The sequence below is a fragment of the Devosia sp. genome, from assembly GCF_041917035.1.
Taxonomy (GTDB): Bacteria; Pseudomonadota; Alphaproteobacteria; order Rhizobiales; family Devosiaceae; genus Devosia_A.
Genome location: NZ_JAYRYM010000062.1, coordinates 1 through 17,270 on the forward strand (window position 1 = coordinate 1; position 17,270 = coordinate 17,270).

Below are 17,270 nucleotides of genomic sequence, written 5' to 3' on the forward strand. Positions count from 1 at the left end.
GGCGCCGCGTGCAGAAGTGAGTGAATCCGCAGTTTTTCGCTTTGCCGGAGTGGCCGCCGAAGCATAAGCTCCTTCGTATCGCGGCTCGCCACCGAGGCTCGACGACCCTGCCCCGGCGGCCCGGCACTGCGGCAGACTACTCTCGTCTGCGGAACGAACATGGACGAGTCGGCGAGAGCTTGTGCCCGGCACACGTAAGTGTGTTGGGCTTTCGTCGTGGTTCCGCCATATTGATAGGCCGGCCGTTTCCGGCTACAGTTCGGCGTCGAATATTGCGGCCGACACTTCGTGCCTGGCGTGCTTGCGCCTGCTGAGGTCATTCCAAGAATTCGATTGGCAAAGGCCGCCAACGGGGTGGTGGCCGCCACGGCAGCCTGCGAGAGGGACTTATATGGCAACCGGTACTGTAAAGTGGTTCAACGGTCAGAAGGGCTACGGCTTCATTCAGCCCGACGAGGGTGGGGCTGACGTGTTCGTGCATATTTCCGCGGTCCAGCGTTCAGGCCTCAACGGCCTCGATGAGGGGCAGAAGGTCAGCTACGAGATCGTCAAGGACAAGCGGACGGGCAAGAACGCCGCCGACAACCTGTCGCCCGCCTGAGCGGGAACCGATCCGAGGGTCAATGAGGCGCAGTCCGGAGGGGACTGCGCCTTTTGTGCTTTCGGGGCCGAAGAAACCCTTGGCCCCTGCCCTCGGCCGTTGCTCCCGGGCTGCCGCCGATCGCGACCGGACCGAACACCCAAAGCCCCGCAGCCTGCCGCCTGCGGCGGGCGGAACGGGCGCGACTTGACCCGCGTCGCCGACGCAGGCAGTCTGTTGCACGACGCTTCCCCCAGATCGCCGCGGATGCAAGCCCGGCGCCATTTGGCCGGGAAGCTTATGCTTTGATGGAGACGGCAATGGACAAGATCCCGATGACCCCCGGCGGCTACAAGGCGCTGTCCGAGGAGTATCGCCGTCGTACCGCCGAGGATCGCCCGGCCATCATCGCCGCCATTTCCGAAGCGCGCGCCCACGGCGATCTCAGCGAGAACGCCGAGTATCACGCCGCCAAGGAGCAGCAGAGCCTCAACGAAGGCCGCATCAAGGAACTCGAGACCATCCTGGCGCTGGCCGAGATCGTCGACGTCTCCAAGCTCTCCGGCTCCACCGTAAAGTTCGGCGCCACCGTGCGCTTCGTCGACGAGGACACCGAGAAGGAGAACTCCTACCAGATCGTCGGCGACCCCGAAGCCGACGCGAGCAAGGGGCGCATCTCGATATCCTCGCCCATCGCCCGCGCCATGATCGGCAAGGCCACCGGCGATTCGTTCGAGGTGGCCGCCCCGGGCGGCTCGCGCAACTACGAGATTCTCGACGTCAAATACGTCTAGGGCGGCCCCCGGCGGTCTACCCGCGGGAGGACCCGAGGTCAGGCGCCCCTATGGTGAAGTGCCCGCGCGGCCCAGCAGCGCGTTGTTTGCTCCACGCCGGGCCCGCCGTGACGCCTGCACCAGGTCATTGAGAAACGTGACCCAGAATCCGGCGTAGACCAACCAGATGATCGTGTAGGCCCCGAACATGAGAGCGCTACCGTCCATGTCTCTGACGACGCTTGCGTTCGCTATCGACCTGATCGCATCGTCCTTCGCCCGCAACTGCTCCAGCCCGGCCGGAACGCACAACGACAGGAGGGACTTATCTAGTTGAATACCCTCGTCCGCGTTATCGCCCCCGACAAGTCGCCTTGATACCTCTCCTTCCCGATCTTCCACGTCCAGTTCGTAAACGACGCTGCAGGATGACCAGAAATCTCCGTCCGACTCAGAGACTTGGCCGGAAGAGTGCACTACGACCAACATGACGACGCTCATGATGATCGATACCTGCAAGACTGATCTGCGTCGCGAAAAGTGAAGGCGGTTGTTGTACAGGAGCGAATACAGCAAGAAGGTCAGCAAGTGACCAACGACCAACATGTACGCGAGGATCGAGGCTCCCTGGAAATAGCTGACACGACTATTCCAGATCATGTAGAACCCGACTATGGCACAGGACACAGCGACGGCCCGGGCAAACCGAAATTGGCTGTTCAACTCGATCTTGAGGTCGTTGCGATCCGACACGGATGCGAGCAGACGATCCCTGAAACGTAGAGACAGCGCTACAAAGAAGGCGGTCGCAAGGATCACGGGAACAAGGAACATCAGCTCCCTTACGTAACTACCCGGATCGGCACTGTCCTTGAACATGAACAACACTACGGCAGCGACGATGACACCGAGCATGTAGGGCGATCGGCTCGGGTTCATGTAGTCGAAGAAATGAGATATCGTTCCAATAAGTGAAGATACTGGATCCATCGCAACGCCCCCACAGAAATCAATCAATACTGTATCAATAGTTTCCCTGCAAGGGCGACCGCCAACTAGGGACTGCTGATGGCACGATGGCCGGAGCACGCATCGCTGGCGAGGACAGAGGGTCGGAGCGCCCTGCCAACCCGCTGTACCGAAGATTCCGGTGAGTACGCGCCCTTCGCCTGCCCCCAACAACGGATGCGGCCTTGAATGGGACGCCCCAAGCCTTATTTTGCTTTCGAGAACAAGATCATCGTTTCGGAGCGTCGCCGTGCACGCCAAAGTCGTCATCATCGGGTCCGGCCCGGCGGGCTATACCGCCGCCATCTATGCCGCCCGCGCCATGCTGGAGCCGGTGATGATCGCCGGGCTGCAGCCGGGTGGCCAGCTGACCATCACCACGGATGTGGAGAACTATCCCGGCTTTGCCGACGTCATCCAGGGCCCCTGGCTGATGGAACAGATGAAGGCCCAGGCCGAGCATGTCGGCACGAAATTCGTCAACGACATCATCGTCGAGGTCGAGTTCGACAAGCGCCCGTTCGTGCTCGTGGGCGATAGCGGCACGCGCTACACCGCCGATGCGGTGATCGTCGCCACCGGCGCCCAGGCGCGCTGGCTCGGCCTCGAGAGCGAGCAGAAGTTCCAGGGGTTCGGCGTCTCCGCCTGCGCCACCTGCGACGGCTTCTTCTATCGCGGCAAGGAAGTCGTTGTCGTCGGCGGCGGCAACACTGCCGTCGAGGAAGCGCTGTTCCTGACCAACTTCGCTTCCAAGGTCACCGTCGTCCACCGGCGCGGCGAGTTCCGCGCCGAGCGCATCCTGCAGGAGCGGCTGTTCGGCAATCCCAAGGTCGAGGTGATCTGGAACGCCGAGATCGAGGAGGTCCTGGGCGCCGACATGCCGCGCTCGGTCAAGGGCGTGAAGATCCGCGACACCGTCACCGGCAAGGTCACCGAGAGGTCGGTGGACGGCGTCTTCATCGCCATCGGCCATGCACCGGCCACCTCGATCTTCTCCGGCAAGCTCGACATGAAGCCGGGCGGCTATCTCAAGGTCGCGCCGGGCGGCACCGCAACCAATGTCCCCGGCGTCTTCGCCGCCGGCGACGTCACCGACGATGTCTACCGCCAGGCGGTCACCGCCGCCGGCATGGGCTGCATGGCGGCCCTCGATGCAGAGGAATTCCTGGCGGCCCACCAGCTCGCCGAAGCGGCGGAATAGCCGATGCTGGATTGGGACAAGCTGCGCATCTTCCACACCGCCGCCGAATCCGGAAGCTTCACCCACGCCGCCGAACGGCTCAACATGAGCCAGTCGGCGGTGAGCCGCCAGATTTCGGCGCTCGAGGAGGATCTGGGGCTCAAGCTCTTCATCCGCCACGCCCGCGGCTTGGTGCTGACCGAGGTCGGCGAGCAGCTGTTCCGTACCGCGCACCGCATGCACTGGGAATTGCAGCAGGTCGAGACCCAGATGTCGGAGAGCCAGGAAGTGCCGACCGGCCCCCTGCTCGTCACCACCACGGTGGGCATCGGCTCGACCTGGCTCAGCTCGCGCATCCACGAGTTCCTGATCCTTTATCCGGAAATCCAGATCGAGATTAAGCTCAACGATGCCGAACTGGACCTCGCCATGCGCGAGGCCGATGTCGCCATCCGGCTGCACCGGCCCAACCAGTCCGAGATGATCCAGCGCAAGCTGTTCACCGTGCACAACCACTTCTACGCCTCGCGCACCTATGTCGAGGAGTACGGCCAGCCGGCGACGGTGGAGGACATCGACAAGCACCGGATCATCTCGTTCGGCGAGCCCGTGCCCTCCTACCTGGGCGACATCAACTACCTCGAGCGCCTCGGCCGACCCGATTCCTCGCCGCGCCGGGCCGCCATGAAGGTCAATGCCATCTACGGCATGATGCAGGCCGCCCGCGCCGGCATCGGCATCGCCATGCTGCCCGACTATGTCACCGAGAACGAGGAGAAGCTGGTGCGGGTGCTCCCCGGCATCGAGCTGCCGGCCTACGAGGCCTATTTCGTCTATCCGCCGGCGCTGAAGAACTCGAAGCGCGTCGGCGTGTTCCGCGATTTCCTCGTCGGCAAGGCGCGGGAGTGGTCGTTCTAGGCGGGTCGAGGACGGCCCGCCGTCAGGCCGCGGCGAGCACCTTGAAGTGGACCGGCCCGCGGACCGCAAAGCCCAGCGATTCGTAGAGCTGCCTTGCGGCATTGTCGGTCTTGACGTGCAGGAACGGCAGCCGGCCCTGCGCGTGGATGTCGGCCGCGAGGCGCGTCACGAGAGACCGCGCGAGACCGCGGCCGCGGAACTCCGGCCAGGTGCACACGGCGGAGATTTCCGTTGCCCCGTCGAGCCGCATCCGCTCGCCCGCCATCGCCATCAGCCGGCCTTCGGGGCTGCGATACCCGATGAAGCGCCCCATGCCGATCGTCCCCGGACGGAACGGCCCGGGTTCGGTCGCCGCGACGATCTCGACCATGTCCGGCACATCGCCCTCCGCCAGTTCGACGAACCCCTCGGCCGTCGAGGGGGGCGCGAGAGTGCACAGCATCTGGGCGATGACGATCTCCCGCATCACCGTCCAGCCGGACGGGACCGCGAAGGGCGCGGCGTTCACCAGCCCGACCACCTCGCCCGTTTCCGTCATCGCCCGCAGGTCGGAAAAGGCCCGCGGCGACATCTCCCTCAGGCCGGCCAGCGGCGTGACCTCGGGGGCGTAGCGGCGCGCCAGGCCGTTCACCCGCGCCATGTGGGCCTGTCCCGAGCAGAGCGCACTCCACACCGGGTTGTCGAGTTGCGTCGCATCGATCATCGTCGTGTCCTGTATTCATCGGCAATTCAGCCCAGCGCGGCTAGCAAGCGCCGTCCAACCGGGGGAAGTCCGATGCACCTGTTCCGCCTGACCGTCGCCGCCACGCTCGGCCTGCTCGCCGCCCTGCCGGCGCGGGCCGACCCCGTCGCCCTCACCCCCGAACAGGTGGGACAGATATTCTGCATTTCCCGCGTCGGCAATGACATGGCAGCCGTTTCCGGGCTGCTGACGCCGGACCTGGCATCCGCGATTGCCCAGGCGGAAGCCGCCGACGCCGCGTGGGCGGCGGCGAACCCCGGCGACAAGCCGCCGCTGGGCGACGGTATCCCGTGGCAGAGCTACCCCGACTACGCGGCCGTGTGCACGGCCGGCGCCGCGACGCTGATGATGGACGAGGCGAGCGTGGCGATCACCTACGCCTTTCCCGAATGGCCGGACGCCGGCTTCACCGACCATCTGCAATTGCGGCTGGTCGACTCGCCCGCCCTGGGACAGCGGGTGTGGCGCATCGACAACCTGGCCTACGGCACCGAAGGCGACCTCAGGACCTCCCTGCGGCTGGCCTTCATGCCCTGAGTGGCCGCAAAACTTCGCGTGAAGTGCAAATAGATGAGTAAGTCCATCGAGTTATGAGCCATGCGTCCAGTGCATGGCGCATATGCCTGTCGCTCGGTTGATGGGTCAGCGAGCCGGACCTATATCCCGCGTCGACAGCAGTTGAGCGCTTCTCCCCCTCCTCCTCGCGCTCGCTGTTTGTTCCTCCTTGCAGTCATCTCCATGCCTGCAACCTCGGCCCCGCTCTCCCCTCGAGCGGGGCCTTGTTTTTTCCCGGATGCCTTGCACAAGTGCGTAGCGGGCCGACGACGCGGCGTTCAAGCAATCGTGCAAGAAATGCATGGCTGACATGACCTGGACCGCATTGCTGACCAAACGGTCAAAGTCCATATTGTCACTGTCGATGTGAGCCGCACCGTTTCCTCCTCCCTCGGTCCCGCTCAGCGACACTCGGATCGAAGTCGTTTCCTCCTCCCTCGACGGAGATCCAACTGGCAGATGGCGTAACCTCCTCCCACGTCCATTTGCCTCTACTTTCATAAGGCTCCATCTTCGGATGGAGCCTTTTTTCTTGCCGGAGGAAACGACGTTGGACGCACTGACCCTGTTCGGCCTGTTCGCGGTGACCGGCATGGTGGTCTGCTATGCGCTCGAGTCCCGGGGACGGGCCTTCACTCTCGCCTTTGCCGGATTCTGCCTGCTGGGATCGGCCTACGGCTTCCTGCAGGGCGCCTGGCCGTTCGGTCTCGTGGAACTGGTCTGGTCGGCGATCGCGGCGTGGCGCTGGTGGAACACCTCCCCCGCCTGACGCATGGCTGCCGTTCCGACTCCGCGTTTGTGCGAGTCCGCTCACGCAGCGATACTTGCTCTCAAGAGACGGCGGCCTCTCCTCCTCCCTGGTCGCTTCTCAGAGATTGCAGCCTCCCTCCTCCCTGGCTGCGTTCTCGACCGGTCAGGCGTTTCGGCGCTTGACCCTTGAGGCCCCGCTCATCCCCTCGAGCGGGGCCTTTTTTTCACGCGACGATCTCGTCCAGCGCCGCCCCGATGGCGTCGGCCATGCCGGCATCGGCATGCGAGTGCCCGGCATTGTCGACCACCACCAGCCGGGCCCCCGGCCAGGCCCGCGCCAGGTCCACAGCCGTGACCAGCGGTCCCTGCAGATCGAGCCGTCCCTGCACCAGCACCGCGTCGATGCCGGCCAGCCGATGCGCGCCGGCAAGCAATTGCCCGTCCTCGAGCCAGGCCCCATTGCGGAAATAGTGGGTGACGATGCGGCCCCGCGCCAGCAGGTGCTCCGGCGCAACGCCATCCGAGGGTCGGCCGGCCCGCTGCATGGTCGAGGCGCTGGCCGAGGCGCTTGCATTGTCCCAGTCGTGGAAATCGCGCGCCGCCCGCATCCGGACCTCGGGATCGGCGTCGAACAGCAGTCGCGCATAGGCGGACAGCAGGTCCTCGACCGCCGTCCCCTCCGGAACTCCGGCGACGAAGCGCTCCCACTCGAGCGGAAAGAGCGGCGCGACGCCGCGATAGAGCCAGTCGATCTCGCGCCGCCGCGTCGTCGTCACTCCGGCAAAGACGACGGCGCGCACCCGCTCGGGGTGGGCCTCGGCATAGGCGAGGCCCAGCGTCGTTCCCCAGGAGTGGCCGTAGAGCACCCAGCGCTCGACACCGAAGTGCTGCCGCAGCCGCTCGATATCGGCAACGAGGTGCTGCGTCGTATTGGCCGACAGGTCGGCATCGGGCTCCGCAGCGCTGGGCCGGCTCCGTCCGGCATTGCGCTGGTCGAAGCCGATGATCCGGTAGCGCGTCGGATCGAAGAACCGACGGGCCGCCGGCGAGAACCCCGATCCCGGCCCGCCATGCAGGATCAGCGCCGGCACGCCGTCGGGATGGCCGGACTCCTCCCAGTAGAGGTCATGCCCGTCTCCAACCGCGAGCCATCCGCTCCCGCGGACCATCGCCAGACCGACGTCCACGGCCTGTATGGCCTTCACCGGCGCGAAGGCGGCAACTTCCAGTTTCAGCGGATTGGCCGCTATGCCGGCAACCCACTCGGCGCGCGCGATTTCGAGCGCGCGTCGCGCGTCACCGGAAACCTGGAGCGTCAGGTGCGGCGTCCATGCTCCGGGGCGATAGTGCGGATGGATGGATTCGGGGGGCACCATCCGCGCCGCCGCCTCATGCAGCGCGACCAGATCGCCCAAGCACTCGATCCAGACCACCGAGGTGTGCGGGAACTGCCGCGCCTCTCCCAGCTCCAGCGTACCCGGAACGAGGGGAGCCAACTGCGGCAGCCCCGACACCAGCCGATCGGCCAGCGACTCGTCCTCGACGACCAGCAGCGTCACATGCGGCGGATAGCCCAGCTCGAGCATGTCGCGGCTGACCCCTGCGTCGGCCAGTGACGCCCAGGTGCCCCGCACCGCCCGGGATGCATTCGCATCGAAGTGGAGCGACAGCGCGAGCGCCATCACCTGACCTTGGCGCAGAAGTCCTGGATCCGGCCGACCGCATCTTCGAGCTGGGCGTTCGAGGCAGCGTAGCTGAGCCGCATGTGGCCGGCGAGCCCGAACGCCGCGCCGTGCACCAGCGCCACGCCGGTCTCGGCGAGCAGCGCCAGGACGAAATCCTCGTCGGTCTGCAGCACCCGTCCGCCGCCGGAAGTGCGGCCGAGCAGACGCTTGACCGACGGGAACACGTAGAACGCCCCTTCCGGCGTCAGGCAGTCGAGCCCGGTATTGGCGTTGAGCCCCTTCACCACCAGGTCGCGTCGCCCCTGGAACACTTCGCGCCAGTCCCTGAGGAAATCCTGCGGCCCGTTCAGCGCCTCGACCGCCGCCCATTGCGAGATCGAGGACGGATTGGTGGTCGACTGGCTCTGCAGCTTCAGCATGGCGCCGAGCAGCGGCCGCGGGCCGGTGCAGTAGCCGATGCGCCAGCCGGTCATGGCGTGCGACTTCGAGACGCCGTTCATCGTCAGCGTGCGCTCGCGGAGCTTCGGCTCGACCCCGGCAATCGTCGCGAAGCTGCCGCCATCGTAGACCAGCACCTCGTAGATGTCGTCGGTGAGGATGTGCACATGCGGGTGCCTGAGCAGCACGTCGGCGAGCCCGCGCAGTTCGGCCGCGCTGTAGGCGGCGCCGGTCGGGTTCGACGGGGTATTGAGGATCAGCCACTTGGTCCTCGGGCCGATGGCCTTCTCCAGCGCCTCGGGGGAGAGCTTGAAGCCGGTCGAGGCGTCGGCCACCGCATAGACCGGGTTGGCATCGCACAGCCGCACGATCTCGGGATAGCTCACCCAGTAGGGGACCGGGATCACCACCTCGTCGCCGGGATTGAGCGTCGCCATCAGCGCGTTGAAGATGATCTGCTTGCCGCCGGCCGCGACGAAGCAGTCCGCCGCGGTGACGTCGAGCCCGTTGTCGCGCCGGAACTTGGCCGCCACCGCTTCCTTGAGCTCGGGAATGCCGTCGACCGCCGTGTAGCGGGTCTTGCCCGAGTTGATGGCGCGGATCGCGGCCTCGCGGACATTGAGGGGGGTATCGAAGTCCGGCTCGCCGGCAGCGAGCGAGATCACGTCTTCGCCCGCCCGCTTCATCTCGGCCGCCTTGGAGTTGATGGCGACGGTGGCGGACGGCTGGATGCGGTTCAGCGCATCGGAGAGGAAGGCCATTGGCGGTGCTCCGGGTCGGGATCCGGCGAGACTGATAGTCCGCCGGGTGAACCGCCGCAATGACCTCGATAGACGAGGGGCCGGCTTTCGCCGGCCCCGTGCCAGGCAGCGACCTGTCGGCTTACTGGGCCGGCACGTAGCAGCGATAGCCGATGCTGCCATCCTCGGTGATCTCGCGGATCGGCTGGCCGCCGGCCTCGAGACAGGCAGCGCGCGGATCGATCTCGGCGACGAACGGATTGAACTCCTCGCCGACCGTCGAGCTCGTGCCACCATTGCCCAGGTTGAGCACGAAGCCCGGAATGTACTTGATGGTGAGGGCCGAGGCGGAACCGGCCACCGAGACGGTGGCGAGGGTGGCGAGGGCGGCGATCTGGATGAGCTTGAGCATTTCGGTTGTCCCTGGGGGTCTGTGTTTCGATGACCGCACTTGTGACACCCCCGCTCTGAATTCCGACTGATCGGGCCGTTCATGCAGAATTCACCATGTCGCCGCCGGCTTTCCGTAAAAGCAACGGCCGGCGGATCGCTCCGCCGGCCGCTCAACCGAATGGGTCCGGGTCTACTGCCGCGGCACGAAGCAGCGCAGCCCGATGCTGCCGTCGGCGCGGATCTCGCGCAGCAGCTCGCCGCCGGCCTCGGCACAGGCCACCCGGATGTCGACGTCCTTTGCGAAGGGGTTGAACGGCTCCCCCACCACCGACGAGCTGCCCTTGTTGCCGAACATCCCAGGGAAGCCCGGCGGGAAGTCGATGACGGGCGGAAACGCCAGGGCGGCACTGGCGATCGAGGAGAAGGCAATAGCGGCGGTGATGCGGATGAAGGTCGTCATGTCTGGTTCCTGATGTGTGGTTTGACGCAGGGTTGCGTTTGATGGCGCGGCACCTATTGGCCGGCGCTTGAACGCGTCCTGAGTCAGTCGTTCATCGTGGATTAACCAGTTTCGGGAGCTAGAGCGCTTCGAGGAAAAGTGGTGACGGTCTTCCGGTTCGGAAGCGCGACGAAGCAAAGGCCTGGGCGATTTCAGCGCTTCATCGAAGCGGTGAAGTGTTCTAGACGCCCATGCCTTCCAGCTTGGTCAGTTGCACGCCCTGCACCCGCCAGCCCACCGGTTCCTCGGTCAGCTGGTAGACGGCCTCGTAGAGGCTCTGGTCCTTGCCGACCAGCGTCACCGCCTGCAGCACGGACTTCTCGTCCACCATGCGGAAGCCGCCGAAGCTGTGCGACTGCGACTCCATGATCGCGGCATAGCCCGAGCCCACGATGGTGAGGAAGAACGCCTCGGGTGTCGGAAAGCTGACCTGGAACGCGGCGCCGGCATAGCTGAAGGCGCCGGCGGCATCCATGTGCCGGAAGGCCTCGATCTGGCCGGTGATCGTCACCTGCCAGTCGGGCGCCTCCTGCTGGGCCCGGGCGGGAAGCGCCAGGGCCGACAGCAGCATCGCCAGGGCAAACGTGACCGACACGAACGGTCTCATGTTGGACCTCCTCGTCCGCTTCGGCAGCGCCGCTGCCGCACCAATGCCACCAAATCGTACGCGCTTTTCCTTCCGAACAACGAGACAAACGCGCATTCGGATGGCCCCTTCACCGCGTTGTGATGTGTGGAGTAACCGCGTTGTCCCCCCTCGAGCCTGCCGCCGACACCCGCCGCCGCCTTCCCCTGCTGGTCGCGGCGGCGATTTCGTTCTCGCTGACCTTCGTCGGGGCCGGCGTCGCGCTGCTGCTGGACCTGGTGCCGTTCCGCCCCCTGCCCGGCCTGATGGACACCGAGGCCAGCATGGTCCTGCTGCTGGTGCCGCTCTGCGCGCTGCTGCTGGCCCTGCTCGTGGAAGTGGTGCGCGCGGTCCTCGTCGGCGGCCCCGACGACCGTCCCGCACCCGCTCCCAACCCGCCCGCGGCATGGCGGCCCGGCAGTGGCGAGGGCTGATTTTGTTGCGCGTTGTTCATTTTGCCGACAGCTTTGCTGTGAGACAAACGGGTGAACCGGTGTTCGTGCGGTCGCCTCCGGGGCGCCGCCATCGCCCTCCGCGCCCGTGCGACGGCGCGCCGAAGCTCATTGCGACTGGGGAACTTGACTGATGGCTTGTACCACCCGACCGATCCGACGCCCGACCCTGCTGCGCGTGCTGCTGATGGGCTCCGCGCTGGCCGGCTTGTCCGCCGGTAGCGCCCTCGCCGAGACGCTCGTCGTCACCGACATCGCCATCCCCCTCGGCGTCCCCTTCGCGGCGACCGTACCGAGCGTCGAAGTCGTCGATGGCAACCTCGATGAGGCCACCGTCCGCGCCATCTTCACCGGCAGCTCCGGCGCGATCGCCAGGCTCGCCGATCTCGATGCCGCCTCCGTGGTCATTCCGGAAATCACCGTCGTGACCAGCATGGGCGTGCCCGACGCGGACAGCACCACGACCTACCGCAACGTGCGTCTCGAGAACGTCGTCGACGGTGTCGCCGCCCGCGCCGTGGTCGAGAGCACGGAGGCGCGCGGTGCCTACGGCTTCACCATGAACTTCGGCGAGATGTCGGTGGCCCGCTTCGACGTGGCCGGACTGCTTGGCCTGTACGGCTTCACCGCACCCTCCCCTTCGACAGAGATGAAGCCGGTCTACAGCGACTTCCGCTTTGCCGGCGGCTATCTCGGCTCACCCCTGTTCAACTGCACCTTCGGGGAATCGACGGGTGGCGACCTCAGCGCCCGGCCGCTGAAGCAGCCCTGGTCGGAAGCCTTCACCACCCTGCAGGACCTCGCGGCGCTGGAGACCTCGGGGGAAAAGCCGACGCCGGAACAGATCCGCAAGGTCGTCGACTTCTATCTCGACATCCTGACCGCTTTCTCGACCAGCCCGATGCAACTGGCGAGCTTCAACTGCAACGGCGAGGACGACAAGGGCGAGGCGTTCGAGCTGGCCTTCGGGCCGGTGCGCGTCGGCGGGTTCGCGCCCGGCATCTACCCCGATTTCGGGCTTGACGCGCTGTCCTTCAAGGGGCCCGAGCAGAGCAGCGTCGAACTGGCCAACTTCACATGGAAGCGCATGGATTTCAGCAACGCCATCGAGGCGCTGCAGCACGCCGCGGCGCTCGACGAGGCCTGGTTCGAGGCCAACTGGCGTCGCCTGATCCCCGCCATGGATGGCCTGTCTCTCGAGGGCCTGCGCATCGACGCCCCGAACCCGGAAAAGCGCGGCGAGCGCATCGAGGCCAGTATCGGCGCGTTCGACGCGACGCTCGGCAGCTACGTCAACGGCATCCCGTCGGACGTGTCGCTCACCCTCGATGGTCTCAGCATCCCGGTGACCGAAGACATGGCGGAGCCGCCGGTCAACGAACTACTCGCCTACGGGGTCGAACGGCTGACACTCGGACTCGCCACCCGGTTCCACTGGAACGAAGCCGACAACACCATCATCGTCGATGAACTGACGGTCGACGCCGGCGAACTCGGTCGGCTGACGGTTTCCGCCGTGCTGGGCAACGCCACGCCGGTGCTGTTCGGTGACGATACCGAGATGGCGGCGCTTGCCGCGCAGATGCTGACGGTCCGGCAGATCACCGTCGAGATCAAGGATCGCGGCATCGGTCCGATCCTGTTCGCCGCCGGTGCGCGGGAATCGGGCCAGCCCGAGCCCAGCTTCCGCACGGCGATCTCCGGCATGGCACAGGGCATGACCCTGGCGCTGCTGGGCAATACCGACGAGGCACTGCAGGCCGCGCAGGCGCTCGGCGCCTTCCTCGGAGGGGCGTCGGAGCTCAAGCTGACCCTGACCTCGGTCGACCCTGCCGGCCTCGGCATCGTCGACTTCGCGGCAGCTGAAGCCGACCCCACGGCACTGGCCGGCAAGTTCACCGTCGCGGCGGAAGCCGGGGGCGAACCGGCCCCCGTGCTCGAACGCATCGAGCCGACGCCGGAGCCCGAACCGACCCCGGAACCCGAGCTGCAGCCCGAGCCGGCGCCGGAACAGGACCTGCCCTCGCTGCAGGAGCAGAAGCGCAACCTCAAGGCCGCCGCGCCGCAGCAGTGATCTCCTCCGGGTCCGGCCGCCCCTCGGCCGGACCCGCCCACTGCTTTCGTCCACTTGCTCCCCCCTCGCCTTTGGCGCACACTGGCGCCCTGAGAGGAGGACCACGATGCAAGTCGAACATATCCTTCAATCCAAGGGTCGCGCCGTGCACACGGTCGAGGCCGGCGCGCCGCTCTCGGAAGCGGTCCGCGTGCTCAACACCCACAGGATCGGTGCCGTGGTGGTGGTCGACGCCAAGGGCAGGGTCGCGGGCATCCTGAGCGAGCGCGACGTGGTGCGACACCTGGGCGACGACCCGGTGAAGGTCCTGGCGTCGCCGGTGCGCACCGCCATGACCGCCAAGGTCATCACCACGCGGTCCGATGCCTCGGTATCGGAACTGATGGAAGTGATGACCCGTCATCGCATCCGCCACATCCCCGTCATCGAGAACGGCGACCTCGTCGGCATCGTCTCGATCGGCGACGTGGTGAAGCGCAAGATCGAGGAGGCCGAGCAGGAAGCCCTGGCCCTCAAGCAGTACATCGCCTCCTAAGACCCCGGCCGGGCCTCAGGGATCGCCAACGATCTCGGCGAAGGCCCCCGGGATTCGCCGGCCATTGGTGGCGGGAAACGCCGCATCGAGGAAAACCCGCATGTCATCGATGACGGAGATGACGCGCCGGCGGCTGCTGGCATAGGTGATGGGCTCGGCCGCATCCGGCAGCGACGTGCACAGGTTGAGGCAGCCGACCGATGCGAGGAATCCGATACCGGGATGGATCAGGATCTCGCTGCGCTGGCCGGTCTCCTTGAGCTCGATCCCCGGCCGCGGGATATGGGCCGCGTTCAGCGAGTTGCGGTAGTTGAGCGTGACGTACTTGGCGCCCGCCTGCGTCCACAGCGGATAGCGACCCGGCTCGATTCGCCGGCCGTTTCCGGCGGGCGCATTGGCTCCGGGCCCGCGGGACTCCGCAACCGTGCCGGCCAGGTCCGCGCCGCTCTGGGCCACCCCGTCGTGAAACACCTGGTAGCTGCCGACCGTCCGGCGCTTGCCGTCGGAACTGCGGCGCTGCTCGCCGATCCGCTCGATCCTGATCACCCACTCGGCCATCTTCCCCTCCCTCTTCCGGGTGCCCAGTGAGGTGCCGGCGAGGGGAGCCGTCAACTCGCGGAGAATACGCACCCGGCCCTGGCCGGGCCCGCATTCCTGTCCAACCTGTCCGCGAATTCATCCGGCGGCAAACTTCGGGCAAGTTCGGGGCTGCTATTTCATTCGGCGTCGGTAGCAAACTGACCGGCACGGACCCAACCAGCCAGGGAGACCCCCCTCATGACCCCGACCCGCGCTGCGGCCATCGCCGCCCTGATCGCCTCGGTCAGCCTCACCGCCATGACCCCCGCCTTCGCCGACAACATGCGGGGCGGCGACCGCAACGACATGCGCCAGCACCGCATGCTCGACATGCGTGAAGCCGGACCCGGCGGGCGCGCCATGCTCGTCGACTTCCGCTGCGGTCCCAATGCCGCCGACCGCCTCGACAACCGCTTCGACCACATGGCCCAGCGGCTCGACCTGACCGCCGACCAGCAGAAGCTCTACGATGCCTTCGTCGCCTCGGCGCTGACCGCCCAGACCGGCTTCGCCGACACCTGCTCCACCCTCGCCCCGGCCAAGGATGCGTCCGCCGACAAGCCCGATCTGGTCGAGCGCATGGAAACCCGCCTCAAGATCGACGAAGCCCGCCTCGCCGCGCTCAACACCGTGCTTCCGGACTTCAAGGCGTTCTACGCCAGCCTGACGGACGCACAGAAGCAGGACCTCGGGCCTGGCGCCGGTCGCGGCGCGGGCATGGGCCGCGGCGACATGCACGAGCATCGCGGCATGAAGGGCAAGGGCCCCGGAATGCACGGCTGAACACCCTCCCCGGCGGGTCCCCGGCCGCAACCCCGGGGATCCGCGCGTTCGCCGTCTTGAAGCCCCGGCCGCCCTCTGCCGGGGCTTCGCCCGTTCGGGCAATGGTTGCGACGCTGCGCCGGCTCGGCTAACCAGTCCTGTCCCCACCTGCCGAGCCACCAGATGAGCGCCCTCCCCCTCGATCCCGCCCTGATCCGCGCCGAGTTCCCGGCATTCCGCGAAGCCAGCCTCGCGGGCTGGGCCTTCTTCGAGAACGCCGGCGGCTCCTACACGTCGCGCCATGTGCTCGATAAGCTCGATCACTACTACCGGGCGACCAAGGTGCAGCCCTACGGCTTCTACCCGGCCTCGCGCGAAGCCGGTCAGGCCATGGACGAGGCGCACCGCCGAATCGGCCAGGCCCTCAATGTCGCGGCCGACTGGATCCATTTCGGTCCCTCGACCTCGGCCAATACCTACACCCTCGGCCACGCCTTTGCCGGCTGGCTGAAGGCGGGCGAGGCGATCGTCGTCACCAATCAGGACCATGAGGCCAATTCGGGCGCCTGGCGCCGCCTCGCCGACCGCGGCATCGTGGTGCGCGAGTGGCGCGTCGATCCCCAGACGGGGCACCTCGACACGGCCGACCTCGACAAGCTCCTCGATTCGAGGGTCCGCGTCGTCTGCTTCCCGCACGCCTCCAACATCGTGGGCGAGATCAACCCGGTGGCCGAGATCGCCCAGAAGGCCAAGAACTACGGCGCGGTCACCGTCGTCGACGGCGTCTCCTACGCGCCGCACGGCTTGCCGGACCTGCTGGCGCTGGGCTGCGACATCTATCTGTTCTCCGCCTACAAGGTCTACGGACCGCACCAAGGCATCATGGCGATCCGGCCCTCTCTCGCCGCCGAACTGCCCAACCAGGGGCACTTCTTCAACGACAGCCAGCCGCGCAAGCGGCTGGTGCCGGCCGGTCCCGACCACGCCCAGATTGCCGCCTCCGGCGGCATCGCCGACTACCTCGAGCGCGTCGCCGAATTGGCGGGCGGCAATGCCGAAGGCGCCACACCCTTCCGCAAGGCCCATGCCGCGATGCGCGGCCAGGAGGTGGCCCTGCTGGCGCCGCTCCTCGACTACCTGCGCACGCGCAACACCATCCGGCTGATCGGTCCCGCCGATCCCTCGCGGCGCGCCCCGACGGTGTCGCTCGCGCTCTCCGAGCTCGCCGTGACCGCCGCGGACCGGCTGGCCCGGCACAAGATCATGGCGGGTGGCGGCCACTTCTACGCCTGGCGACTGCTCGAAGGGCTGGGCATCAACCCCGGGCACGGCGTGCTGCGCCTGTCGTTCACCCACTACACCACGCCCGAAGAGGTCAGTCGCCTGATCCGCGCCCTCGACGAAGAACTGAAATAGCGGAGCCCGCGCATGGCCAGCGTCAATGCCAACGGCTACGGCCTTTCCCCCGGCACCTACCGGGCGCGCCGCGCGACGGCGCCGATCCGTGCCGACGGTCGGGCCGACGGCCCGGCTTGGGCCGCGGTGGAGCGGACGCCGCGCTTCGTCGACATGCTGACCGGCGATCCGGCCCCGCTCGGCACCTCGGCGGCCATCCTGTGGGACGACGCCGCGCTCTACATCGCCTTCTGGGCCGAGGAGCCCAATCTCGTCGCCACCATGACCGAGCGCGACTCGCTGCTGTTCTTCGAGAACGATCTCGAGATCTTCATCGATGGCGGCGACAGCTACTACGAGCTCGAATTCAACGCGCTGGGCACAATCTACGAGGTCTTCTACATCTGGCGCGACGCCTACACCCGGGGCAGCAGGTGGGATGTTCCCCGCTTCGACGTTCTCGGCCCCGCCGCGCGCACCTTCGGCGGCGACTTCGTGCCGGGGCGCAGGACCTTCTGGACCGGCAACCACCCGCGCGGTCCGCGCTGGGCCTTCCTCGACTACGACCTGCCGGGGCTCGAGGTGCA

The 17,270-nt window shown here is 66.9% G+C and carries 20 protein-coding genes; 12 read left to right on the top strand and 8 right to left on the bottom strand.

What is annotated here, in order from left to right:
* Positions 1-391 precede the first annotated feature (391 nt).
* Positions 392-601 (top strand): cold-shock protein, encoded by a 210-nt coding sequence (locus tag ACE3TU_RS08825; protein WP_374622900.1) that lies wholly within the window; start codon positions 392-394, stop codon positions 599-601.
* Between the two features lie 299 nt (positions 602-900).
* A complete protein-coding gene (gene greA, locus ACE3TU_RS08830; protein WP_374622902.1) occupies positions 901-1,374 on the top strand; it encodes a transcription elongation factor GreA in 474 nt (157 codons plus the stop codon).
* 48 nt (positions 1,375-1,422) lie between these two features.
* On the opposite strand, the gene ACE3TU_RS08835 is transcribed toward greA, so the two are convergent.
* Positions 1,423-2,343, bottom strand: coding sequence for a hypothetical protein (locus ACE3TU_RS08835; RefSeq protein ID WP_374622904.1), 921 nt, complete (start codon positions 2,341-2,343; stop codon positions 1,423-1,425).
* A 268-nt stretch (positions 2,344-2,611) separates the two neighbouring features.
* Between ACE3TU_RS08835 and trxB the strand changes: the two genes are divergently transcribed.
* Both trxB and ACE3TU_RS08845 read left to right on the top strand, forming a co-directional pair.
* Positions 2,612-3,562, top strand: a complete 951-nt coding sequence (trxB, locus tag ACE3TU_RS08840) for a thioredoxin-disulfide reductase (RefSeq protein WP_374622906.1) — start codon at positions 2,612-2,614, stop codon at positions 3,560-3,562.
* A gap of 3 nt (positions 3,563-3,565) precedes the next feature.
* Positions 3,566-4,459, top strand: a complete 894-nt coding sequence (locus tag ACE3TU_RS08845) for a LysR family transcriptional regulator (protein ID WP_374622908.1) — start codon at positions 3,566-3,568, stop codon at positions 4,457-4,459.
* 22 nt (positions 4,460-4,481) lie between these two features.
* Here ACE3TU_RS08845 and ACE3TU_RS08850 read toward each other — a convergent pair whose 3' ends face one another.
* Complete coding sequence (locus ACE3TU_RS08850) at positions 4,482-5,162, bottom strand: GNAT family N-acetyltransferase (protein ID WP_374622910.1); 681 nt, start codon at positions 5,160-5,162, stop codon at positions 4,482-4,484.
* Positions 5,163-5,234: 72 nt separating this feature from the next.
* Between ACE3TU_RS08850 and ACE3TU_RS08855 the strand changes: the two genes are divergently transcribed.
* A complete protein-coding gene (locus ACE3TU_RS08855) occupies positions 5,235-5,738 on the top strand; it encodes a hypothetical protein (protein ID WP_374622912.1) in 504 nt (167 codons plus the stop codon).
* 568 nt (positions 5,739-6,306) lie between these two features.
* Positions 6,307-6,525 (top strand): hypothetical protein, encoded by a 219-nt coding sequence (locus ACE3TU_RS08860; RefSeq protein ID WP_374622913.1) that lies wholly within the window; start codon positions 6,307-6,309, stop codon positions 6,523-6,525.
* Between the two features lie 205 nt (positions 6,526-6,730).
* Here the strand turns inward: ACE3TU_RS08860 and pip are convergent, their stop codons facing one another.
* The 5 genes from pip to ACE3TU_RS08885 form a co-directional block, all read right to left on the bottom strand.
* Positions 6,731-7,675, bottom strand: coding sequence for a prolyl aminopeptidase (gene pip, locus ACE3TU_RS08865; protein ID WP_374622940.1), 945 nt, complete (start codon positions 7,673-7,675; stop codon positions 6,731-6,733).
* A gap of 512 nt (positions 7,676-8,187) precedes the next feature.
* Positions 8,188-9,390 carry a pyridoxal phosphate-dependent aminotransferase gene (locus ACE3TU_RS08870; protein ID WP_374622916.1) on the bottom strand — a complete coding sequence of 401 codons (1,203 nt, stop codon included), beginning with the start codon at positions 9,388-9,390 and terminating at the stop codon, positions 8,188-8,190.
* Positions 9,391-9,511: 121 nt separating this feature from the next.
* Entirely contained in the window at positions 9,512-9,781 is a 270-nt protein-coding gene (locus tag ACE3TU_RS08875) for a hypothetical protein (RefSeq protein ID WP_374622918.1), read from the bottom strand.
* A gap of 171 nt (positions 9,782-9,952) precedes the next feature.
* Positions 9,953-10,222 (bottom strand): hypothetical protein, encoded by a 270-nt coding sequence (locus tag ACE3TU_RS08880; protein WP_374622920.1) that lies wholly within the window; start codon positions 10,220-10,222, stop codon positions 9,953-9,955.
* 220 nt (positions 10,223-10,442) lie between these two features.
* Positions 10,443-10,868, bottom strand: coding sequence for a DUF4864 domain-containing protein (locus ACE3TU_RS08885; protein WP_374622922.1), 426 nt, complete (start codon positions 10,866-10,868; stop codon positions 10,443-10,445).
* Positions 10,869-11,008: 140 nt separating this feature from the next.
* Between ACE3TU_RS08885 and ACE3TU_RS08890 the strand changes: the two genes are divergently transcribed.
* The 3 genes from ACE3TU_RS08890 to ACE3TU_RS08900 all read left to right on the top strand — a co-directional run bounded on the left by ACE3TU_RS08890 (position 11,009) and on the right by ACE3TU_RS08900 (position 13,947).
* The gene (locus ACE3TU_RS08890; protein WP_374622924.1) at positions 11,009-11,320 is read left to right on the top strand and encodes a hypothetical protein; all 312 of its coding nucleotides are present in this window, start codon (positions 11,009-11,011) and stop codon (positions 11,318-11,320) included.
* Positions 11,321-11,471: 151 nt separating this feature from the next.
* Positions 11,472-13,412 (top strand): hypothetical protein, encoded by a 1,941-nt coding sequence (locus tag ACE3TU_RS08895; RefSeq protein WP_374622926.1) that lies wholly within the window; start codon positions 11,472-11,474, stop codon positions 13,410-13,412.
* Between the two features lie 106 nt (positions 13,413-13,518).
* Positions 13,519-13,947: a CBS domain-containing protein gene (locus ACE3TU_RS08900; protein WP_374622929.1), complete on the top strand. Its 429-nt coding sequence runs from the start codon at positions 13,519-13,521 to the stop codon at positions 13,945-13,947.
* 15 nt (positions 13,948-13,962) lie between these two features.
* Here the strand turns inward: ACE3TU_RS08900 and ACE3TU_RS08905 are convergent, their stop codons facing one another.
* Positions 13,963-14,505, bottom strand: a complete 543-nt coding sequence (locus ACE3TU_RS08905) for a hypothetical protein (RefSeq protein WP_374622932.1) — start codon at positions 14,503-14,505, stop codon at positions 13,963-13,965.
* Between the two features lie 219 nt (positions 14,506-14,724).
* Here ACE3TU_RS08905 and ACE3TU_RS08910 point away from each other — a divergent pair, with 219 nt between their 5' ends.
* The 3 genes from ACE3TU_RS08910 to ACE3TU_RS08920 form a co-directional block, all read left to right on the top strand.
* Positions 14,725-15,309 (top strand): Spy/CpxP family protein refolding chaperone, encoded by a 585-nt coding sequence (locus ACE3TU_RS08910; protein ID WP_374622934.1) that lies wholly within the window; start codon positions 14,725-14,727, stop codon positions 15,307-15,309.
* A 162-nt stretch (positions 15,310-15,471) separates the two neighbouring features.
* Positions 15,472-16,704: an aminotransferase class V-fold PLP-dependent enzyme gene (locus tag ACE3TU_RS08915; RefSeq protein WP_374622936.1), complete on the top strand. Its 1,233-nt coding sequence runs from the start codon at positions 15,472-15,474 to the stop codon at positions 16,702-16,704.
* Between the two features lie 12 nt (positions 16,705-16,716).
* Positions 16,717-17,270 (top strand): carbohydrate-binding family 9-like protein (locus tag ACE3TU_RS08920; RefSeq protein WP_374622938.1); only part of this gene is annotated, 554 nt, incomplete at its 3' end.

Excerpts from the sequence above, each read along its gene's own strand:
- ACE3TU_RS08880 (WP_374622920.1), bottom strand. The coding sequence starts at position 10,222 with ATGACGACCTTCATCCGCATCACCGCCGCTATTGCCTTCTCCTCGATC.
- ACE3TU_RS08910 (WP_374622934.1), top strand. The coding sequence starts at position 14,725 with ATGACCCCGACCCGCGCTGCGGCCATCGCCGCCCTGATCGCCTCGGTC.
- ACE3TU_RS08870 (WP_374622916.1), bottom strand. The coding sequence starts at position 9,390 with ATGGCCTTCCTCTCCGATGCGCTGAACCGCATCCAGCCGTCCGCCACC.
- pip (WP_374622940.1), bottom strand. The coding sequence starts at position 7,675 with ATGGTCCGCGGGAGCGGATGGCTCGCGGTTGGAGACGGGCATGACCTC.
- ACE3TU_RS08900 (WP_374622929.1), top strand. The coding sequence starts at position 13,519 with ATGCAAGTCGAACATATCCTTCAATCCAAGGGTCGCGCCGTGCACACG.
- ACE3TU_RS08825 (WP_374622900.1), top strand. The coding sequence starts at position 392 with ATGGCAACCGGTACTGTAAAGTGGTTCAACGGTCAGAAGGGCTACGGC.
- greA (WP_374622902.1), top strand. The coding sequence starts at position 901 with ATGGACAAGATCCCGATGACCCCCGGCGGCTACAAGGCGCTGTCCGAG.
- ACE3TU_RS08915 (WP_374622936.1), top strand. The coding sequence starts at position 15,472 with ATGAGCGCCCTCCCCCTCGATCCCGCCCTGATCCGCGCCGAGTTCCCG.
- ACE3TU_RS08845 (WP_374622908.1), top strand. The coding sequence starts at position 3,566 with ATGCTGGATTGGGACAAGCTGCGCATCTTCCACACCGCCGCCGAATCC.
- ACE3TU_RS08835 (WP_374622904.1), bottom strand. The coding sequence starts at position 2,343 with ATGGATCCAGTATCTTCACTTATTGGAACGATATCTCATTTCTTCGAC.
- ACE3TU_RS08850 (WP_374622910.1), bottom strand. The coding sequence starts at position 5,162 with ATGATCGATGCGACGCAACTCGACAACCCGGTGTGGAGTGCGCTCTGC.
- ACE3TU_RS08875 (WP_374622918.1), bottom strand. The coding sequence starts at position 9,781 with ATGCTCAAGCTCATCCAGATCGCCGCCCTCGCCACCCTCGCCACCGTC.
- ACE3TU_RS08885 (WP_374622922.1), bottom strand. The coding sequence starts at position 10,868 with ATGAGACCGTTCGTGTCGGTCACGTTTGCCCTGGCGATGCTGCTGTCG.
- ACE3TU_RS08905 (WP_374622932.1), bottom strand. The coding sequence starts at position 14,505 with ATGGCCGAGTGGGTGATCAGGATCGAGCGGATCGGCGAGCAGCGCCGC.
- ACE3TU_RS08855 (WP_374622912.1), top strand. The coding sequence starts at position 5,235 with ATGCACCTGTTCCGCCTGACCGTCGCCGCCACGCTCGGCCTGCTCGCC.
- ACE3TU_RS08895 (WP_374622926.1), top strand. The coding sequence starts at position 11,472 with ATGGCTTGTACCACCCGACCGATCCGACGCCCGACCCTGCTGCGCGTG.